The organism is Streptomyces sp. NPDC093221 (genome assembly GCF_044753885.1).
GTDB lineage: Bacteria > Actinomycetota > Actinomycetes > Streptomycetales > Streptomycetaceae > Actinacidiphila.
Genome location: NZ_JBIVOA010000006.1, coordinates 136,786 through 157,343, shown reverse-complemented (window position 1 = coordinate 157,343; position 20,558 = coordinate 136,786). Strand labels below are relative to the sequence as shown.

Below are 20,558 nucleotides of genomic sequence, written 5' to 3'. Positions count from 1 at the left end.
TCGCTCCTTCGACGATCTGCGACGTTTGTCCGACAGCGGTGACCGGAGCGGCTCAGCCTGTGCCCAACTGTTTGTCGATCAGCGCGAACATCTCGTCGTCCGACGCGGTGTCCAGCGCGATTGCGCCGGTGTCGGCGCCCGCCTCCGCACCGGTCGCCGCGTCTCCGCGCCACGCCCAGAGCAGCGACTCCAGACGCCGGGTGATCCGCTCACGCGTCTCGCCGTCCGGCGATATACCGCCGAGCCGCGTGGCGATCCCGTCCAACTCGTTCAAGACCTCGGCGTGTTCACCGTCGACCGGCGCGCTTTCCATCTCCTCCAGCAGGAAGCGGACCAGGCTGATCGGCGTCGGGTAGGAGAAGACGACAGTCGCCGGGAGCTTCAATCCGGTCGCCGCGCTCAGCCGCTTGCGCAGTTCGACTGCGGTCAGCGAGTCGAAGCCCAGTTCCTTGAAGGCCCGTTCGGCCGCGACGTCGTCCGGAGTGGCGTGCCGCAGCACCGTCGCCACCTCCACGCGCAGCAGGTCGAGCAGTACGCGCTCCCGCTCCTCGCGGTCGAGTCCCGCCAGCCGCACGGTCAGCGCGTCCGGGTCGACGTCGGGACCGTCGTCCAGCACCTCGGTCCGCGCTGTCGTGCGGACGGCGGGGCCGGAGCGGTCGATGTCCAGCCAGTAGCGGCGCGGTTGGAAGGCGTACGTGGGCAGGTCGACGTGGTGGGCGGGGGTTCCGGCGAAGACGGACCGCCAGTCGACGGGCAGGCCGCGTACCCAACCCTCCGCGAGAGACGTCAGGAACCTTTCCTGGCCGCCTTCGTCACGGCGGAGGGTGCCCAGGGCGATGGCGTCCGATCCCGCGTCCTCGAAGGTCTCGGCCAGACCGACTGCGAGAACCGGGTGCGGGCTGGACTCCACGAAGTACGTGAAGTCGTCGGCGAGGAGGGCCCGGACGGTCTCGTCGAAGCGGACTTCCTGGCGGAGGTTGGTCACCCAGTAGTCGGCGTCCAGCGTGCTCGTGTCGATACGGGCGCCGGTCACCGTCGAGTAGAACGGGATCTGCGACACCTGGGGCTCGATGCCGGACAGGGCCTGGACGACCTCGTCGCGTATGGCGTCCACCTGCGCGGAGTGCGACGCGTAGTCCACATCGATACGGCGCGCCCGTACACCCTCGGCCTCACACACCGTCAGCAGCTCAGCCAGCGCCAGGGGTTCACCCGAGACGACAGTGGACGAGGGCCCGTTCACGGACGCGACGGAGATACGACCGTCCCAGCGCGCGATCCGCTCCCGTACCGCATCCGCCGGGAGGGCGACCGAGACCATCCCACCGTTGCCGGACAAGGTCCCGCGAATCGCCTTCGCCCGCAGCGCCACTACGCGCGCCGCATCCTCCACGGAAAGCGCGCCAGCGACGCACGCGGCGGCGATCTCGCCCTGGCTGTGACCGATGACCGCACCCGGCTCGACACCCACCGACCGCCACACCGCCGCCAGCGACACCATCACCGCCCACAACGCACCCTGAACCACCACCACGTCATCCAGGACGCCCTCGCGGATCGCCTCCACCACCGACGAACCGACGTGAGGACGCAGCGCCGCATCACACTCCGCCAACCGCGCCCCGAACACCGGAGAGGAGTCCAACAACCCCAACGCCATCCCCGCCCACTGCGACCCCTGACCAGGAAAGACGAAGACCACGTGGTCGGCCGGTCGGCCGTCGGTGTCGTCCACCGTGGCCAGGCCCGTGACGGTGGAACCTGTGGGGGTGCCTGAGGCGAGGGCGCCGAGGGCCGAGGGGTGGTCCGGGTCCAGCACGACCGCGCGGTGCTCCCACGCGGCCCGGGTCGTCGCCAAGGCGAGGCCGATTTCCGGCGCGGCCGGGCCGTGGCCGGCCAACGTGTACTCCAGCAGCCGCTCGGCCTGGTCGCGCAGTGCGGCGGCGGACCGCGCGGACACCGGCCACGGGACGACGGGGCCCAGCGGCCCGAGCGGCCCGTTCGCGGGTTCCGACCGGGCCTCCGGCGTACCGGCCCGATCGCCCGGGCCTTCCGGATCGCGCGCGTCCGCCGAGCCGGCCGCACCGCCGACGCCGCCCGCGTCGTCCGTCGGCTCACCGGCCTCCTCCAGGATCAGGTGCGCGTTCGTCCCGCTGATGCCGAAGGCCGACACGCCCGCCCGCCGCGCACGTCCGTCACTCCTGACCCACTCCCGCTCCTCGGTCAGCAGTTGCACCCCGCCGCCGGACCAGTCCACGTGCGGCGTCGGCTCGTCGACATGCAGGGTCCTCGGCAGGACTCCGTGCCGCATGGCCTGCACCATCTTGATCACGCCCGCCACGCCCGCCGCGGCGGAGGTGTGGCCGATGTTGGACTTCACCGAGCCGAGCCACAGCGGCCGTTGGCCGTCGCGTCCCGCGCCGTAGGTGTTGAGCAGGGCGGTCGCCTCGATCGGGTCGCCCAGGGAGGTGCCGGTGCCGTGCGCCTCGACCACGTCCACGTCGGTGGCGGCGATCCTGGCGCTGCGCAGCGCGGCGCGGATGACGCGTTCCTGGGAGGGGCCGTTGGGGGCGGTGAGGCCGTTGCTCGCACCGTCCTGGTTGACCGCGGAGCCGCGGATCAGGGCCAGGACGCGGTGGCCGTTGCGCCGGGCGTCCGACAGCCGTTCCAGCAGGAGCAGGCCCAGGCCCTCGGCGGGGCCGAAGCCGTCGGCGGAGGCCGCGAAGGCGCGGCAGCGGCCGTCAGGGGACAGGGCGCGCTGGCGGCTGAACTCGGGGTAGCCGATGGCGGTGGACATGACGGTCACTCCGCCGGCGACGGCCAGGGAGCATTCGCGGCTGCGCAGTGCCCCGGCGGCCAGGTGCATGGCGACCAGCGACGACGAGCAGGCGGTGTCGACGCTGATCGCCGGGCCTTCGAGCCCGAAGGTGTAGGCGACGCGGCCGGACATCACGCTGGCGAAGTTGCCCGTCGCGTAGTAGCCCTCGACCTCCTCGGGGATGGCGGGGAGTTCCCAGCCGTAGTCGGCGGAGCTGAAGCCGATGAACGTGCCGGTGGGGCTGCCCTTGACGGACAGCGGGTCGATGCCTGCCCGTTCGAAGAGTTCCCATGTGCAGGGCAGGAGGAGCCGTTGCTGCGGGTCCATGCCGAGGGCTTCGCGAGGGGAGATGCCGAAGAACGACGCGTCGAACTCGGTTGCTCCGGTGAGGAATCCGCCGCCCCGCACGTAGTTGCTGCCGGGCCGCGCGGCGTCCTCGTCGTAGCGGTCGTCGATGTCCCAGCCCCGGTCCTTGGGGAACGGGGTGATGGCGTCGCCGCCCTCGGCGACCAACTGCCAGAGCTCGTCGGGGGTTTCGACACCGCCGGGGTAGCGGCAGGCCATGCCGACGACCGCGATCGGCTCGTTCCTGGCGGCGGTGGCGTCGCGGAGCCGCTGCTGGGTCTCGCGCAGGTCGCCGGTCACCCGCTTCAGGTACGCGAGCAGTTTCGCCTCGTTCTCCGCCATTGCCATCCTTTTCGACTCCAGGCTCTCCGGTTCAGGAATGTCCCGTCCGCGTGCGGCGGATCAGGGGTTGCCGAGTTCGCGGTCCAGCAGGTCGAACATCTCCTCCGCGGTGGCCGACTCGATCTCGCCCCGGCCGTCGCGTCGTTGCCGTACCTGCCACAGCAGTTCCTCCAGGCGGCCGACGACTTCGGCGGTCTCCTCACCGTCCGCGGGCAGAGCGGCGACCGCGCCCGCGAGGGCGTCCAGCTCGTCCAGGACGGATCCGGTGCCGGTCCCGCCGGTGCTCACGGGACCGGTCGCCGCGGACGCGGCGCCGGTGGTGAAGCGGGTCCGCAGGTGCTGGGCGAGCGCGGTGGGCGTGGGGTGGTCGAACACCAGGCTCGCGGGCAGCTTCAGGCCGGTCGCGGTGGACAGGCGGTTGCGCAGTTCGACGGCGGTCAGCGAGTCGAAGCCGAGATCCTTGAACGTGCGGCCCGCCCGTACCGAGGAGTTGTCGGCGTGCTGAAGAACGCTGGCAGCTTGGTCACGTACCAGGTCGAGGACGTTCTTGAGCTGGTCGGGCTCGGAGAGCGTCGCCAACTGGGCGGCGAATTCGGCGCCCGCGGTGGTCGGGGCGGCGGAGTCGGCCTGATCGGTCTCGGTGCGCAACGCCGCTTGTACCTCGGGGAGTTCGGCGAGCAGCGGGCTGGGGCGCAGCGCGGTGAAGCCGAGGACGAACCGTTCCCAGTCGACATCGGCGACGGCGACGAACGTCTCGTCGTGCGCGACGGCCTGGAGCAGTGCGGTGGCGGCTCGTTCGGGGTCCATGGCCAGTACGCCGCGGCTCTCCATGTAGGCGGCGGCGCCCTCGGCCTCCATCATGCCGCCGCCGTCCCAGGCGCCCCAGGCCAGTGAGGTCGCGGTACGACCGAGAGCGCGGCGCCGCTCGGCGAGCGCGTCGAGGTGCGCGTTGGCGGCGGCGTAGACGGCCTGCCCTCCGCTGCCCCAGACCCCGGCGTTGGAGGAGAAGAGCACGAAGGCGTCGAGCGGTGTGCCGCCGAGGAGGTCGTCCAGGTGGCGGGCTCCGGCGATCTTGGCCGAGGCGATGCGGGTGATGTCCTCGTCGGTGGTGTCGATGGCGGCCAGGTAGGTCTGCGGGGCGCCGGCCGCGTGGAAGACCGCGCTCAGCGGCCGGTCGGCGGGGACGCCCGCGAGGAGCGCGGCCACCTCGGACCGGTCGGCGACGTCGCACGCGGCGAACGTGACGGCGGCGCCCGCCGCCTCCAACTCCGCGCGCAGTTCGGCCGCGCCGGGCGCGTCGGGGCCGCGGCGGCCCGCGAGCAGCAGGTGCGGGGCGCCTTCGGCGGCGAGTCTGCGGGCGACGCGCGCGCCGATCCCGCCCGTTCCCCCGGTGATCAGAACGGTGCCGTCGGGCCGCCACGCGGCGGCTCGTGCGGAGTGCGCGGCCCCGAGAGGCGTACGGATGAGCCGCCGCCCGTGGACTCCGGAGGCCCGTACCGCGACCTGGTCCTCGACGGCGGACGCGGAGCCGCCGGACGCTGGGTCCACGGCCAGGGCGTCGGCGGCTGCCGGGTCGGCGGTCCCGTCAGGGCCGGGCAGTCCGCCGAGGACGGCGGCGAGCCGGACGGCGGCGGACGCGTCGGGCACGGGCGGCAGGTCGACCAGGCCGCCCCACTGGCGGGGCTGCTCCAGGGCGATGGCCCGGCCCAGGCCCCAGACCTCGGCCTGGCCGGAGCGGGGCCCCGCGTCGCCCGGTGCCGTCCTGACGCCCTCCGCGGTGGCCGCCCACAGCCGCCCGGTCAGTTCGGCGTCGGCCGCGGCCTGGGCGAGGGCGAGGGTGACGCGGGCGGCCGGGGAGAGACCGGCGGCAGCCGGTGCCGGGGCTTCGCGCCAGGCAGGGGCGTGGCCGGGCGTGCCGGAGCCAGCGGTGGCGTGGCCGGGCGCGCTGGTGTCGGAGACCGCAGGGCCGGTGCCGTCGACTGCGGACGCTCCGGGCACCTCGTGCGCGGCAGCCTCCTCGGCACCGCCATTGGCGGCGCCAACCGTCTCGGAACCGCCCGCCTTCGGCACACCCGTCTCGGACCCGTCCGCCCCCTGACCGCCGGTCTCGGAGTCCCCGAGGGCGAGGAGAGACAGCACGCCGTCGGCCTCGACCGTCCGGAGGAGTTCGGCGAGGGCCGCCCGGTCGGTCCGGTCGGCGGGGATCTCGATGTGGGTGACCGTGGTGCCCGCGGCGGCGAGCGCGTCGCCCGCCGCGGCGGCCCACGGCTCGTCCGGGAAGCTGAGGATCGTCCACCGCCCGCGCGGCGCAGCGGCGTTCGCGGTGTTCAGGGCGCGCCAGGCGATGCCGTAACGCCAGCGGTCCAGGGCCGTACGGTCCAGGCTGCGGCGGCGCCAGGACGACAGCGCTGGCAGGACCGTCGCCAACTCGTCCTCTCCGGCGTCGAGTTCGAGTTCCCCGGCCAGGTGCTCCAGGTCGCCGCGTTCGACGGCGGCCCAGAATCCGGCGTCGGCGAGGTCGCCCGTGCCGCTGGTGGTGGGCGCGGTACGGTCCCGCAGGTCGTCCAGCCAGAAGCGGCGGCGCTGGAAGGCGTACGTCGGCAGGGCCAGCGGCGTACCGCCCGAACCGGGTGCCAGGGGCCGCCAGTCGACGCCGGGCAGGCCGCGGACGAAGCCCTCGGCCACGGAGGTGGTGAAGCGCGCCATGCCGCCTTCGTCACGGCGCAGCGTGCCGACCGCGACGCCGTCGCGCTCGGCGTCCTCGAAGGTCGCGGCCATGGCGGTGGTGAGCACCGGGTGCGCGCTGGCCTCGACGAAGAACCGGAAGCCGTCGCTCTCCATGGCCAGCACCGCGGCCTGGAAGTCCACCGGGCGGCGGGCGTTGAGGTACCAGTACGCGTTGTCGAGGGTCGTCGTGTCGACGAGGCCGCCGGTGACGGTCGAGTAGAACGGGACGGTGGCGCGGCGCGGTGTGATGTGCGCGAACAGTTCCATGATCCGCTCGCGCAGCGGCTCGACCTGGGCGCAGTGGGAGGCCACGGTCGACCCGACGACGCGGGCTCGGACGCCGTCGGCCTCGCAGGCCGCGACGAATTCCGTCAGCGCCTCGGTGTCTCCGGCCACGGTGACGGCGGTCGGGCCGTTGCGTCCGGCGATGTCAAGTCGCCCGCTCCACGCGGCTGTTCGCGCCTCGACCTCGGCGACGGGCAGCGCCACCGAGGCGACCGCGCCGTTGCCGACGAGTTCGGCGGCGAACAGGGCGCTGCGCAGCGCGATGATCTCGGCGGCGTCTTCCATCGTGAGCGCGCCCGCCACCAGCGCGGCGGCTATCTCGCCTTGGCTGCTGCCGACGACGGCGGCGGGTTCGACACCGACCGACCGCCACAGTTCGACCAGGGAGACGTTGACGGCGAACAGCACGGGTTGCAGAACCTCGATCAGGTCCGGCGAGGGCGCGCCGGGCATTCCGCGCACGACGTCGGTGACCGACCAGTCCAGGTGGACGCGGAGCGCCGCGTCGCACTGGGCGAACCGCTCGGCGAACACCGCTGAGGTGTCGAGGAGTTCGGCCCCCATGCCCTTCCACTGCGAGCCCTGTCCGGGAAAGACGAAGGCCACCCTGCCGCGTACGTCGGCGGCGCCGGTGACCGCCCCTGCGATCGGCGTACCGTCGGCGAGCCCGCCGAGCGCGGCGGCGGCCTGCGCGCGGTCACCCGCCAGGACGACGGCCCGCTGTTCCAGGACGGTCCTGGTGGTCGCCAGCGCGTGCCCGATCTCGGCGTCCGTGGTGTCGGGCCGGTCGGCCACGAAGGCCGCGAGGCGTCCGGCCTGCGCGCGCAGCGCCGCCGCGGACTTGGCGGAGAGCACCCAGGGGACGACGGTGCCGGGCGGGTCCCCCACGACGGCGGCCGGGGCCGGGGCGGCGGGTACGGCGGGCGCGTCCGACGTTTCGGGTTCGGCCCTCTCGCCGAACTCCGAGCCAGGACCGGCCAGTTCGACCGCCTCGACCGGCGCCGCGGGCGGCTCTTCCAGGATCACGTGCGCGTTCGTTCCGCTGATGCCGAACGAGGAGACCGCGGCGCGGCGCGGGCGGCCCCGGTCGGGCCACGGCGTCGCCGCGTTGAGCAGCCGGAGCCTGCCGGAGGACCAGTCCACCTCGGGCGAGGGCTCCTCGGCGTGCAGAGTGCTGGGCAGCGTGCCGTGGCCCATCGCCATGACCATCTTGATCAGACCCGCGACACCGGCCGCGGCCTGCGTGTGGCCGATGTTGGACTTGATGGAGCCCAGCCACAGCGGCTGGTCCCGCGCGTGGTCCCTGCCGTAGGTGGCGAGCAGCGCCTGCGCCTCGATCGGGTCCCCGAGGTTGGTGCCGGTGCCGTGCGCCTCGACCGCGTCGACCTCGTCGCCGGTCAGACCGGCATTGGCGAGAGCAGCGCGGATGACGCGCTGCTGGGAGGGGCCGTTCGGCGCGGTGAGGCCGTTGCTCGCGCCGTCCTGGTTGACGGCGGAGCCGCGCATGACGGCGAGGACGCGGTGGCCGTTGCGGCGGGCCTCCGACAGCCGCTCGACCACCAGCATGCCGACGCCCTCCGAGAAGCCGGTGCCGTCGGCGTCCGCGGCGAACGCCCTGCACCGGCCATCGGGCGACAGCACGCGCTGGCGGCTGAACTCCACGAAGCCGAACGGGACCGGCATCACCGTCACCCCGCCGACCAGGGCCAGCGAGCACTCCCCCGCCCGTAGCGCCTGAGCCGCCAGGTGCAGGGCGACCAGCGACGACGAACAGGCCGTGTCCACCGTCATCGCCGGTCCTTCGAGGCCGAGGACGTACGAGACGCGGCCGGAGATGACGCTCAGCACGTTCCCGGTGACCGAGTACCCCTCGACGCGCTGCTGAAGGTCGGGGTCCTGGCCGTAGCCGGTGCCGACCGCGCCGATGAACACACCGGTACGGCTGCCGCGCAGCGTGGCCACGTCGATCCCGGCGCGTTCCACGGCCTCCCAGGCCGCCTCGAGTACGAGCCGCTGCTGCGGGTCCATGGCCAGCGCCTCGCGCGGCGAGATGCCGAACAGCTCGGCGTCGAAGTCCGTCGCACCTCGCACGAAACCGCCCTGCTGGGCGTAGCTCTTGCCCGACCTGGCCGGATCCGGGTCGTACAGGTCCGCGAGGTCCCAACCCCGGTCGGTGGGGAACCCGGAGATCGCGTCGGTGCCCGACGCCACCAGGTCCCACAACTGCTCGGGCGAATCGGCGCCGCCCGGGAAGCGGCAGGTCATGGCGACGACGGCGACGGGATCGTCGTCGAGCCCGGCCGCCGCCGGAAGGACTCCGGCCGGGGCACGGTCGTCGGCGGTCGCGGCGCCGAGGCCCAGTTCGTCCGCCAGATGCGCGGCGAGGGCGTCGGGGGTCGGGTGGTCGAAGACCACCGTGGCCGCGAGCCGCTGCCCGATCGCGGCACCGAGGCGGTTGCGCAGCTCGACACCGGTCAGCGAGTCGAAGCCCAGCTCCTTGAACGCCCGCTCGGGGTCGACGGCGGCCGGCGACCCGTGGCCGAGCACCGCCGCGACGTGCGTGCGTACGACATCGCGCAGGGCCTCGGTCCGTTCGGCGGCCGACAGCGCGGAGAGCCGCCGGACCAGGACCGAGGAGTCGGCACGGGCCGAACTGGTCGCCACGGCACGGGACTTGCGGACGGACGCGGTGGTCAGTTCACGGGTGAGGGCGTGGAAGGCTTCTCCCGTGCTCTGGGCGTCGCCGGGCGCGAGGCGGGCGGTGACGGCGAGCGGTGCGTCCCAGCCGACGGCCGCGTCGAACAGCCCGATCCCCTGCTCGACGCTCATCGGCACCACGCCGGAACGGGCCAGGCGTGCCCGGTCCACTTCGCCGAGGGAGCCCGTCAGCTCGGAGTCGGTGGCCCAGTGTCCCCATGCCATCGACACAGCCGCAGCGCCACTCGTACGGCGCACGCCCGCCAGAGCGTCCAGGAACGTGTTCGCCGCCGCGTAATTGCCCTGCCCCGCCGTGCCCACCACGCCCGCGAGGGACGAGAACAGCACGAACAACGACAGGTCCAGGTCCCGGGTCAGCTCATGCAGATGCCACGCCGCATCCACCTTCGCGCCCAGCACACTCCGGATACGTTCCGCGTCCAGGCCCGGCACCAGACCGTCGTCCAGCGCGCCCGCGCAGTGCACCACACCACCCAACGGCCGGTCCCCGCCGAAGCGCGCGAGCAGCCCAGCCACCTCGTCCCGGGCCGCGACATCACACGCCACGACCTCGACCCGCGCACCGGCCGCCACCAACTCCGCCACCAACTCGGCCGCTCCGGGAGCGTCCTCGCCCCGTCGGCTGGCCAGCACCAGATCCCGGACCCCGTACGAGGCCACCAGATGCCGGGCCACCAGCCCGCCCAGCAGACCCGTACCACCCGTGATCACCACCGCACTCGCGGCATCAACCCGGCGGGGAAGACGCAGCACGACCTTGCCGACATGCCGCGCCTGCGACATGAACCGCAACGCCTCACCCGCCCGCCGTACGTCCCACACCCGCACCGGCAACGGCTCCAGCACACCCTCCGCGAACAACCCCGCCAACTCGCGGAGAATTTCGCCGAGTCGGTCCGGAGAGATGTCGGTGAGGGCGTACGGGTGGTACGTGACGCCGGGGTGCTCGGCAGCGACGGCCTGCGGGTCGCGGATGTCGGTCTTGCCCATCTCCAGGAACCGGCCGCCACGCGGCAGCAACCGCAGCGACGCGTCCACGAACTCCCGCGCCAGCGAGTTGAGAACGACGTCCATGCCGTGGCCATCGGTGGCCTGCCGGAACGCGTCCTCGAAGTCGAGGGTGCGGGAAGAGGCGATGTGGTCCTCGGCGAGACCCGCCAGCCGGAGGGTGTCCCACTTGCCCTCGCTGGCCGTCCCGAAGACCTCGGCACCCCAGTGCCGGGCCAACTGCGTGGCCGCCATCCCCACACCACCGGCAGCGGCGTGAATCAACACCCTGTGTCCGGACTGGAGTTCGCCGAGATCGGCCAGGCCGAACCAGGCGGTCATGAAGACGACGGGGACGGCGGCGGCCTGCTCGAAGCTCCAGCCCTCCGGCACCCGCACGACCAACCGCTCGTCCACCACCGCCAACGGCCCGAACGACTCCGGCAGCAGACCCATCACCCGGTCACCCACCACAACACCCGCGACGCCAGGACCGACCTCGACCACGACACCCGCACCCTCGGTTCCGAGGTACGCGTCCGGGTCGGGGTACATCCCCAGATTGATCAGCACATCGCGGAAGTTGACTCCCGCGGCACGGACGTCGACCCTCACCTGACCGGCGACGAGCGGCGCCTCGGCGGCCGGGTCCGGCTCGACGGACAGTCCGTCGAGCGTGCCGTCGCCGGAGGCGACCAGCCGCCACGCGCCCTCGGCGGGCGGCACCAACCCCCCGCCACCGGCAGGCGCCCGCACCAGCCTCGGCACCAGCACCTCACCACCACGCACCGCCACCTGCGGCTCACCCGCCGCCACCGCGACACCGACCGCGTAGGCGAGCGCGTCACGCACCGCCGTCTGTCCCGACGCGAGGTGGACGTCGACATCGACGTCGGCGTCTGAGTCGATCAGCAGGAAACGCCCGGGATTCTCGGCGAGCGCGCTGCGCACCAGGCCCCACACCGGGGCGTGGACCAGATCGGCGACAGGCTCACCGCTGTGAGTGGACACCGCGCCACGGGTGACGAGAACCAACCGCGAATCAGCGAACCGCTCCTCTACCAGCCACTCCTGGACCAGACCCAGCACGCCGGTCACCGCCTCCGCCACCACACCCGGCACATCGCCGGAGACTGACGCCGGGGGCAGCACCAGGCCGACCAGCGGCGGAACCGGCTGCGCCGCGTCGATGTCGGAAAGCCGTTCCAGGAACACGCATCCGTCGGGCGCGCCGCCATCGGCGGACAGCGCGGCCGGCACCCAGTCCACGCGGTACAGGCCGTCGGCCGTGCCTGCCGCACTCGCGGCGGCGACGCGGATCTGGTCGGCGGTCGCCGTGCGCAGCGCGAGCGATGCCACCGATACCACGGGAGCCCCCTCGGCATCGGCCAGGAGCACCGAGGCGGCGTCCTCGCCCGCAGGCCGCAGCCGTACGCGTACGGAGGTCGCGCCGACCGCGCCCAGCACCATGTCGGTCCAGGCGAACGGCAGCCGCAGGGCGGTGAGTTCGGCGGGCGAGCCGCCGCGCAGCAGGACGATCCCGTGCAGGGCCGCGTCGAGCAGGGCCGGGTGGATGCCGAACTTGGCCGCGTCCTGGTGGAGTTCGTCCGGCAGCGCGGCCTCGGCGTAGACGTCGTCGCCGTGCCGCCACGCGGCGCGCAGCCCCTGGAACGCCGGACCGTAGCCGTAACCGGACGCGCCCACCTCGGCGTAGAAGTCCTCGACCGGTACCGGCACGGCGCCGGGCGGCGGCCACGCGGTCAAGTCCTCGGTCACCTCTGCGGTGTCGGACGCGACCGCGAGAGTGCCGACCGCGTGCAGAGCCCAGGGCGCCGACTCCCCCGCCCCTTCGGGCCGTGAGTGGATGCCGAGTTCGCGCCGTCCGTCCGCGTCGGGCCCGCCGACGGAGACCTGTACCTGTACGCCGCCGCTCTCCGGAACGACGAGCGGTGCCTGAAGCGTCAGCTCCTCTACGCACCCGGCCCCGACCTCGTCAGCGGCCCGCAGCGCCCACTCCGCCAGCGCGGCACCGGGGACCAGGACGGTCCCCTCCACCCGGTGATCGCCCAGCCACGCGTGCGACGCCAGCGACAACCGGCCCGTGAGCACCACCTGATCCGAACCGGCCAGCCGCACCACCGCGCCGAGCAGGGGGTGGTCCGCAGCGGCCTGCCCGAGCCCGCTCGGGTCCCCGGCGCGCGCGGCGTCGGCAGTCAGCCAGTAGTGCTCGTGCTGGAAGGCGTACGTCGGCAGGGCGAGTTGCCCGGCACCCGTCGAATCCGGCGTACCGGCGAAGACGGACCGCCAGTCGACGGGCAGGCCGCGTACCCAGCCTTGGGCGAGGGAGGTCAGGAACCTTTCCTGGCCGCCTTCGTCGCGGCGGAGGGTGCCCAGGGCGACGGCGTCCGACCCCGCGTCCTCGAAGGTCTCGGCGAGACCGACCGCGAGAACCGGGTGGGGGCTGGACTCCACGAAGTAGCCGAAGCCGTCGGAGAGCAGAGCCCGGACCGTCTCGTCGAAACGGACTTCCTGGCGGAGGTTGGTCACCCAGTACGCAGCGTCCAGCGTGCTCGTGTCGATACGGCCGCCGGTCACCGTCGAGTAGAACGGCACCTGCGACGACTGCGGCTCGATGCCCGACAGGGCCTCAACGACCTCGTCCCGGATCGCGTCCACCTGTGCCGAGTGCGAGGCGTAGTCCACATCGATACGGCGCGCCCGTACGCCCTCGGCCTCACACGCCGTCAGCAGCTCAGCGAGCGCCAGGGGTTCGCCCGAAACGACCGTGGACGAGGGCCCGTTCACCGACGCGACAGAAATACGACCGTCCCAGCGCGCGATCCGCTCCCGTACGTCCTGCGCGGGCAGCGCGACGGACACCATCCCACCGTTGCCCGACAAGGTCCCGCGAATGGCCTTCGCCCGCAACGCCACCACGCGCGCCGCATCCTCCACCGACAACGCACCCGCCACACACGCCGCCGCGATCTCACCCTGACTGTGACCGATCACCGCACCGGGCCGCACGCCCACCGACCGCCACACCTCGGCCAGGGACACCATCACCGCCCACAACGCCCCCTGAACCACCACCACGTCATCCAGAGCGCCCTCGCGGATCGCCTCCACCACCGACGAACCGACGTAAGGCAACAGGGCCGCGTCACACTCCGCCAACCGCGCCGCGAACACCGGGGACGAAGCAAGCAACTCCATCGCCATCCCCGCCCACTGCGACCCCTGACCAGGGAAAACAAACGCCACCCGGCCGTCGCCCGATCGCGTCGCGCCGGTGACGAGTCGGGCGGCCGGGGCTCCTTCGGCGAGCGCGCCGAGGATGTCCTGGGCGTGTTCGGCGTCGGCGGCCAGGACTACGCTCCGGTGCGGCAACGCCGCTCGGGAGAGGGCCAGTTCACGGCCGACCGAGGTGAGGGCAGGTGCGTCGTCCGTCCCTGCGAAGGACGCCAGGCGTCCGGCCTGGCCGCGCAGCGCGTCCGCCGACCGCGCGGACACCACCCACGGCACCACCGTCAGCGACCCCAACGGGCCTGCGTCCGGGCCGACTTCGGGCTCGCGCTCTGGCTCCGCGGAGGTGTCGGCCCCAGCGTCGCCCCCTGGCTCCTCCAGGATCACGTGCGCGTTCGTCCCGCTCGCCCCGAAGGCCGAGATCCCCGCGCGGCGCGGGTGGGTGTCGGCGGTCCACGGCATCGCCTCGGCGAGCAATTCGACCGCGCCGCTCGTCCAGTCGACGTGCGGCGTCGGCTCGTCCGCGTAAAGGCTCTTGGGCAGCACCTCGTGGCGCATCGCCTCGACCATCTTGATGACGCCCGCGACCCCGGCCGCGGCTTGCGTGTGGCCGATGTTCGACTTCACCGAGCCCAGCCACAACGGGTCCTCGCCGCCACGCTCTTGGCCATAGGTGGCCAGCAGCGCCTGCGCCTCGATCGGGTCCCCGAGCGTGGTCCCCGTACCGTGCGCCTCGACCACATCGACATCTGCGGCCGTCAGCCCCGCACTGTCCAGGGCGGCCCGGATCACCCGCTCCTGGGAAGGACCGTTCGGGGCGGTCAGCCCGTTCGACGCACCGTCCTGGTTCACCGCGGAGCCCCGCATCACCGCCAGCACCCGGTGACCGTTGCGCCGCGCGTCCGACAGCCGCTCCAGCAGCAAGACGCCGACACCTTCGCCCCACCCGGCACCGTCCGCCGCTGCTGAGAACGCCTTGCTCCGGCCGTCGGGCGCCATGCCCCGCTGACGGCTGAACTCCACAAAAAGGGTGGGCGTGGACATCACCGTGACGCCGCCGGCCAGGGCGAGGGTGCACTCCCCCGACCGCAGGGCCTGCGCCGCCAGGTGCATCGCGACCAGCGACGACGAGCACGCCGTGTCCACCGTCATCGCCGGACCCTCGAACCCGAAGGTGTACGACACGCGGCCGGACACGGCGGCCGGGGACGAGCCCATCAGGGCGTAGCCCTCGGTGTCGTTGGCCGTGGCATCGGCGCCCACGGCGTAGTCGTGGTGCATGACTCCGGTGAAGACACCCGTCGAACTGCCCTTCAGCGAACCGGGATCAATACCCGCCCGCTCCAACACCTCCCACGACGCCTCCAGCAACAGCCGCTGCTGCGGATCCATCGACAACGCCTCACGCGGAGACACCCCGAAGAACCCCGCGTCAAACTCCCCCGCCCCATAGAGGAACCCGCCCTCACGCGCATAACTCCGCCCCGCCACACCAGGATTCGGATCAAACAGCCCCTCAACATCCCAACCACGGTCCACCGGGAACCCCGACACCGCATCCCCACCCGAAGCAACCAGCGACCACAACTCCTCAGGCGAACCCACACCACCCGGATACCGACACGCCATCCCCACAATCACCACCGGGTCGGCCGTCTCACGCGCCGACAGGGGACCCGCCGTACCCCTACGGGCGGCGACCTGACCGGTGCGCTCGTCACCGAGCACCAGCGTGCGGAGGAAACCGGCCAACGCCCGTGGCGTCGGATAGTCGAAGACGAGGGTGGCGGGGAGCCGCAGGCCCGTCGCTCCCGCGAGCGCGTTGCGCAGTTGCAGGCCGGTCAGCGAGTCGAAGCCGAACTCCTTGAAACTGCGGGCGGGTTCGACGGCGGACGGGTCGGCGTATCCGAGGACTGTCGCGGCGCGGCCACGGACCAGGTCGAGCAGATAGCGGAGTTGGTCCTCCTCGGTCAGGCCGGTGAGGGCGCGCAGGAGGCTGTCGGAGTCGCCGCCGACGTCGGTGGCGCGGCGCGGTCGGCCGCGGACCAGGCCCCGGTAGAGCGGGAGGACGGGTTCGCCCGCACGGGCCGCGCTGCGCAGGGCGCGCAGGTCGAGGCGGCTGACGACGTGGATCCCGGAGCCGCCGTCGGCGGACGCGACGGCGTCGAAGAGTGCCAGGCCCTGCTCGGGCGACATCCGCGTGACGCCCATTCGCAGGTAGCGGGCCACGTCGGCGTCGCCGAGGTGGGCCGTCAGCTCGCTGGCCTCTGACCAGTAGCCCCAGATCAGGTCGGTGACCGGCAGTCCCTCGGCGCGGCGGCGCGTGGCGAGGGCGTCCAGGAAGACGTTGGCCGCCGCGTAACCGGCCTGGCCCGGGTTGCCGAGCACACCGGCGATCGAGGAGAACAGCGCGAACAGCGACAGGTCCAAGTGCCGTGTCAGCTCGTGCAGATGCACCGCCGCGTCCACCTTCGGCGCGAGGACTCGCGCCACCTGATCGGGCGTCAGTGCCGATACCACTCCGTCGTCGAGCACGCCGGCCGCGTGCACCACACCCGTCAGCGGCCGGTCGGAGGGAATCGCCTCCAACAGCGCGGCCAACGACGCCCGGTCGGCCACGTCACAAACCGCGATCTCGACGCTCGACGCGCCCGCGTCCAGCAAGCGCCGCTCCAACTCCGGTGCGCCCGTGGCCGCCCGGCCCCGGCGGCCGACCAGCAGCAGATGCCGCACCCCGTGCGCCGAGACCAGATGCTCGGCGAGGAGCCGTCCGAGGGTGCCGGTTCCGCCGGTGATGAGCACGGTCCCGTCGTCGCGCAGCGGCACCGGCGCGGGCCCGGCCGGGGCGACGCGGGCGAAACGGGGCGCGAGGAGCACGCCGTCGCGTATCGCGATCTGCGGTTCGCCGAGGTCGACGGCGGAGGCGACAGCGGCGGCCAGGGTGCCGGAAGCGGCATTGGTGCCACGGGTGCCGTCCGTGCCAGCGGTGCCGTCGGTGTCGACCAGGAGGAAGCGGTCCGGCGCCTCGGACTGGGCGGTCCGCAGCAGCCCCCACACGGGTGCGTGCACGAGGTCCGCCACCTCGTCGTCCGGCCCGGTGGAGACCGCCCGGGTGGTGACGACGACCAGCCGCGAGGCGTTCAGCCGCTCGTCGGCGAGCCATGCCTGGACGAGGGCGAGCGCGTCGGTGACGGCGGTGCGCACCCGCGACGGCAGCTCACGGTCGACCTCCGACCGGGTGTTCCCGGGACCCAGCCGGGTGATCACATGGGCGGGGGGTTCCAGGGTGCCCGCGTCCAGGCCCGCCAGCAGCGCGGCGACATGCGTGACGTCCTGGCCGCCGCCCAGAGTGAGGACCGGTCCCGGCGCGGGAACGGCGGCCCCGGCGGAAACGGGCAGCGGTGTCCAGTCCAGGGCGAAGAGGCCGTCCCGGCCGGCGGTGCCGTCGGCCTGCCGGAGCTGCTCGGGGGTGGTCTCACGCAGGACGACGGACTGAACCTCCCCGACCGGGGCCCCTGCCGCGTCGGCGAGCGTCAGCGCGACGGCACCGCCGTCCAGCGGGCGGACCCGCAGCCGCAGCCGACTCGCGCCGACGGCGGACAGCGCCACGCCTTCCCACGCGTAGGGCAGCCGCAGCGGCGCCGACTCCGGCGTACCGCCGTTGAGCAGGGACACGGCGTGCAGGACCGCGTCGAGCAGGGCGGGGTGGAGGGCGAAGCGTTCGGCGTCCTTGGCCGCCGCGTCGGGCAGCGTGACCTCGGCGTACACGTCGTCGCCCTGCCGCCACGCGGCGCGCAGGCCCTGGAACGCCGGACCGTAGCCGTAACCCGCCGCCGCCACCCGGGCGTAGAAGTCCTCGACCGGGACCGGCCGGGCACCGGCGGGCGGCCAGTCGGTCAACCCGGCGCTTTCAGCGGACCGTTCCGTACTGAGGACGCCGACGGCGTGCCGTGTCCACGGTTCGTCGTCCGCGATGCCGTCCTCGCCGCGCGAGTGAATCGTGATCTCACGGCGTCCGTCTGCGTCCGGGCCGCCGACCGCCACCTGGAGCTGGACGGCACCGCCCTCGGGGATCACCAGCGGCGCCTCAAGGATCAGCTCGTCGATCTGCTCGGCGCGGATCTCCTCACCGGCACGCAAGGCGAGTTCCACGAAGGCCGCGCCGGGCAGCAGTACGGTGTCGTTCACGGCGTGGTCGGCCAGCCACGCGTGCGTACGCAGGGAGATCCGGCCGGTCAGCAACAGGGCGTTCTCGTCGGCGAGTTGTACGGCCGCGCCCAGCAGCGGATGGTCGGCCGCCCCGAGCCCCAGCGACGAGGCGTCCGCGCTGCCGAGCGAGCCGGACTCCAGCCAGTAGCGCTGATGCTGGAAGGCGTACGTGGGCAGGTCGACGTGGTGGGCGGCGGTTCCCGCGAAGACGGACCGCCATTCGACGGGCAGGCCGCGTACCCAACCCTCCGCCAGCGAGGTCAGGAAGCGCTCCTGACCGCCCTCGTCACGGCGGAGGGTGCCCAGGGCGACGGCGTCCGATCCCGCGTCCTCGAAGGTCTCGGCGAGACCGACTGCGAGAACCGGGTGGGGGCTGGACTCCACGAAGTACGTGAAGTCGTCGGCGAGGAGCGCCCGGACGGTCTCGTCGAAACGGACTTCCTGACGGAGGTTGGTCACCCAGTACGCAGCGTCCAACGTGCTCGTGTCGATACGGCCGCCGGTCACCGTCGAGTAGAACGGCACCTGCGTGGACTGCGGCTCGATGCCGGACAGAGCCTCAACGACCTCGTCGCGTATGGCGTCCACCTGCACCGAGTGCGAGGCGTAGTCCACATCGATACGGCGCGCCCGTACGCCCTCGGCCTCACACGCCGTCAGCAGCTCAGCGAGCGCCAGGGGTTCGCCCGAAACGACCGTGGAGGAAGGCCCGTTCACCGACGCGACAGAAATACGACCGTCCCAGCGCGCGATCCGCTCCCGTACGTCCTGCGCGGGCAGCGCGACCGACACCATCCCACCGTTGCCCGACAAGGTCCCGCGAATGGCCTTCGCCCGCAACGCCACCACGCGCGCCGCATCCTCCACCGACAACGCACCCGCCACACACGCCGCCGCGATCTCACCCTGACTGTGACCGATCACCGCACCCGGCTCAACGCCCACCGACCGCCACACCTCGGCAAGCGACACCATCACCGCCCACAACGCCCCCTGAACCACGACCACATCGTCCAGAGCCCCGCTACGGATCGCCTCCACCACCGACGAACCGACATACGGACGCAGCGCCGCGTCACACTCCGCCAACCGCGCCCCGAACACCGGAGACGACCCCAGAAGCTCAGTCGCCATCCCCGACCACTGCGACCCCTGACCAGGAAAGACGAACGCCACCCGACCCGCGCCCGGACGCACCACACCGGACACCACACCCGAGGCCGCAACGCCCTCCGACAGGGCCGCCAGCCCCGGCACCATTGCCTTGATGTCGTCGGCGAGGGTCACCGCGCGGTGCTCAAGTGCCGCGCGGGAGACGGCAAGTGCGCGCCCGATGTGCGTTGGGGCGGGCAGCTCGTTCGAGTCGGCCGCAAAGGCGGCGAGCCTCGCGGCTTGGCCGCGCAGCGCGGCGGTGGATCGCCCGGACACCACCCACGGCACCGTTGCCAGCTCGCCCAACGGGCCCTGAGCGGAGGTCGTTTCGTCCACGGACGCGGGTTCGTCGGCCGGGGGTGCGTCTTCCAGGATCACGTGGGCGTTCGTCCCGCTGATGCCGAACGAGGACACGGCGGCCCGGCGCGGGCGGTCCCCGCGCTTCCAGTCGACCGGCTGTTCCAGCAGACGGACCGCGCCCGCGGACCAGTCGACGTTCGAGGTGGGCGCGTCGATGTGCAGGGTGCGCGGCAGCTTCTCCTCCTGGAGGGCCAGCACCATCTTGATGACACCCGCCATGCCTGCGGTGTGCGCGGTGTGGCCCAGGTTCGACTTGACCGACCCGAGCCACAGCGGGCGGCCTCCCGTGCGGCCCTTGCCGTAGGTGGCGAGCAGTGCCTGCGCCTCGATCGGATCGCCGAGCGTCGTGCCCGTACCGTGCGCCTCGACCGCGTCGACCTCGTCGCCGGTCAGACCGGCGTTGGCGAGGGCTGCGCGGATGACGCGCTGCTGGGAGGGGCCGTTCGGCGCGGTGAGGCCGTTGCTCGCGCCGTCCTGGTTGAGGGCTGAACCGCGCACCACCGCAAGGACGTTGTGGCCGTTGCGCCGTGCGTCGGAGAGCCGTTCGACAAGGAGCATGCCGACGCCCTCGGACCAGGCGGTGCCGTCTGCCCCGGCGGCGAACGCCTTGCAGCGGCCGTCGGGCGCGAGACCGCGCTGTCGGCTGAAGTCGACGAAGACCCACGGCGTGGGCATCACGGCCACACCGCCGACGAGCGCGAGCGTGGACTCGCCGTTGCGCAGGGACTGCACGGCCAGGTGCAGGGCGACGAGCGACGACGAGCACGCGGTGTCGACGGTCAGCGCGGGGCCTTCGAGGCCCAGGGAGTACGAGACGCGGCCGGAGATGACGCTGATGAAGGAGCCGGTGCCGGTGTAGCCCTCGACGCCTTCGGGCACCTGCTGCATGTTGGTGAGGTAGCCGGTCCCCGCGGCGCCGACGAACACGCCGGTCTTGGTGCCCTTGAGCGAGCTGGGGTCGATACCGGCGCGCTCCAGCACCTCCCACGACGACTCCAGGACGAGCCGCTGCTGCGGGTCCATGCCCAGGGCCTCACGCGGCGAGACGCCGAACAGCTCGGCGTCGAAGTCCCCTGCCCCGTCGAGGAATCCGCCCTTGAGGAGGTACGTCTTGCCGGGCGCGTCGGGGTCCGCGTCGTAAAGGGCCTCGATGTCCCAGCCTCGGTCGGACGGGAAGTCGGCGATGGCGTCGCCGCCGGTGTCGAGCAGCCGCCAGAAGTCCTCGGGTGTGCCGACGTGACCGGGGAACCGGCAGGCCATGCCGACGATCGCGATCGGCTCGCTCTCCCGGTCCTTGACCTCCTGCAACTCCTGCCGGGTCTGGTGCAGGTCGGCCGCGACGCGCTTCAGGTAGTCGACCAGCTTGTCG

1 protein-coding gene and 1 pseudogene are annotated in these 20,558 nt (G+C 72.9%); both read right to left on the bottom strand.

Going from position 1 to position 20,558, the window contains the following annotated elements:
- Positions 1 to 52 precede the first annotated feature (52 nt).
- A complete protein-coding gene (locus ACIQCJ_RS23580; protein ID WP_402712545.1) occupies positions 53 to 3,544 on the bottom strand; it encodes a type I polyketide synthase in 3,492 nt (1,163 codons plus the stop codon).
- Positions 3,545 to 3,565: 21 nt separating this feature from the next.
- Positions 3,566 to 20,530: pseudogene (locus tag ACIQCJ_RS23575) on the bottom strand (SDR family NAD(P)-dependent oxidoreductase); the annotation flags it as partial.
- Between the last annotated feature and the right edge of the window lie 28 nt (positions 20,531 to 20,558).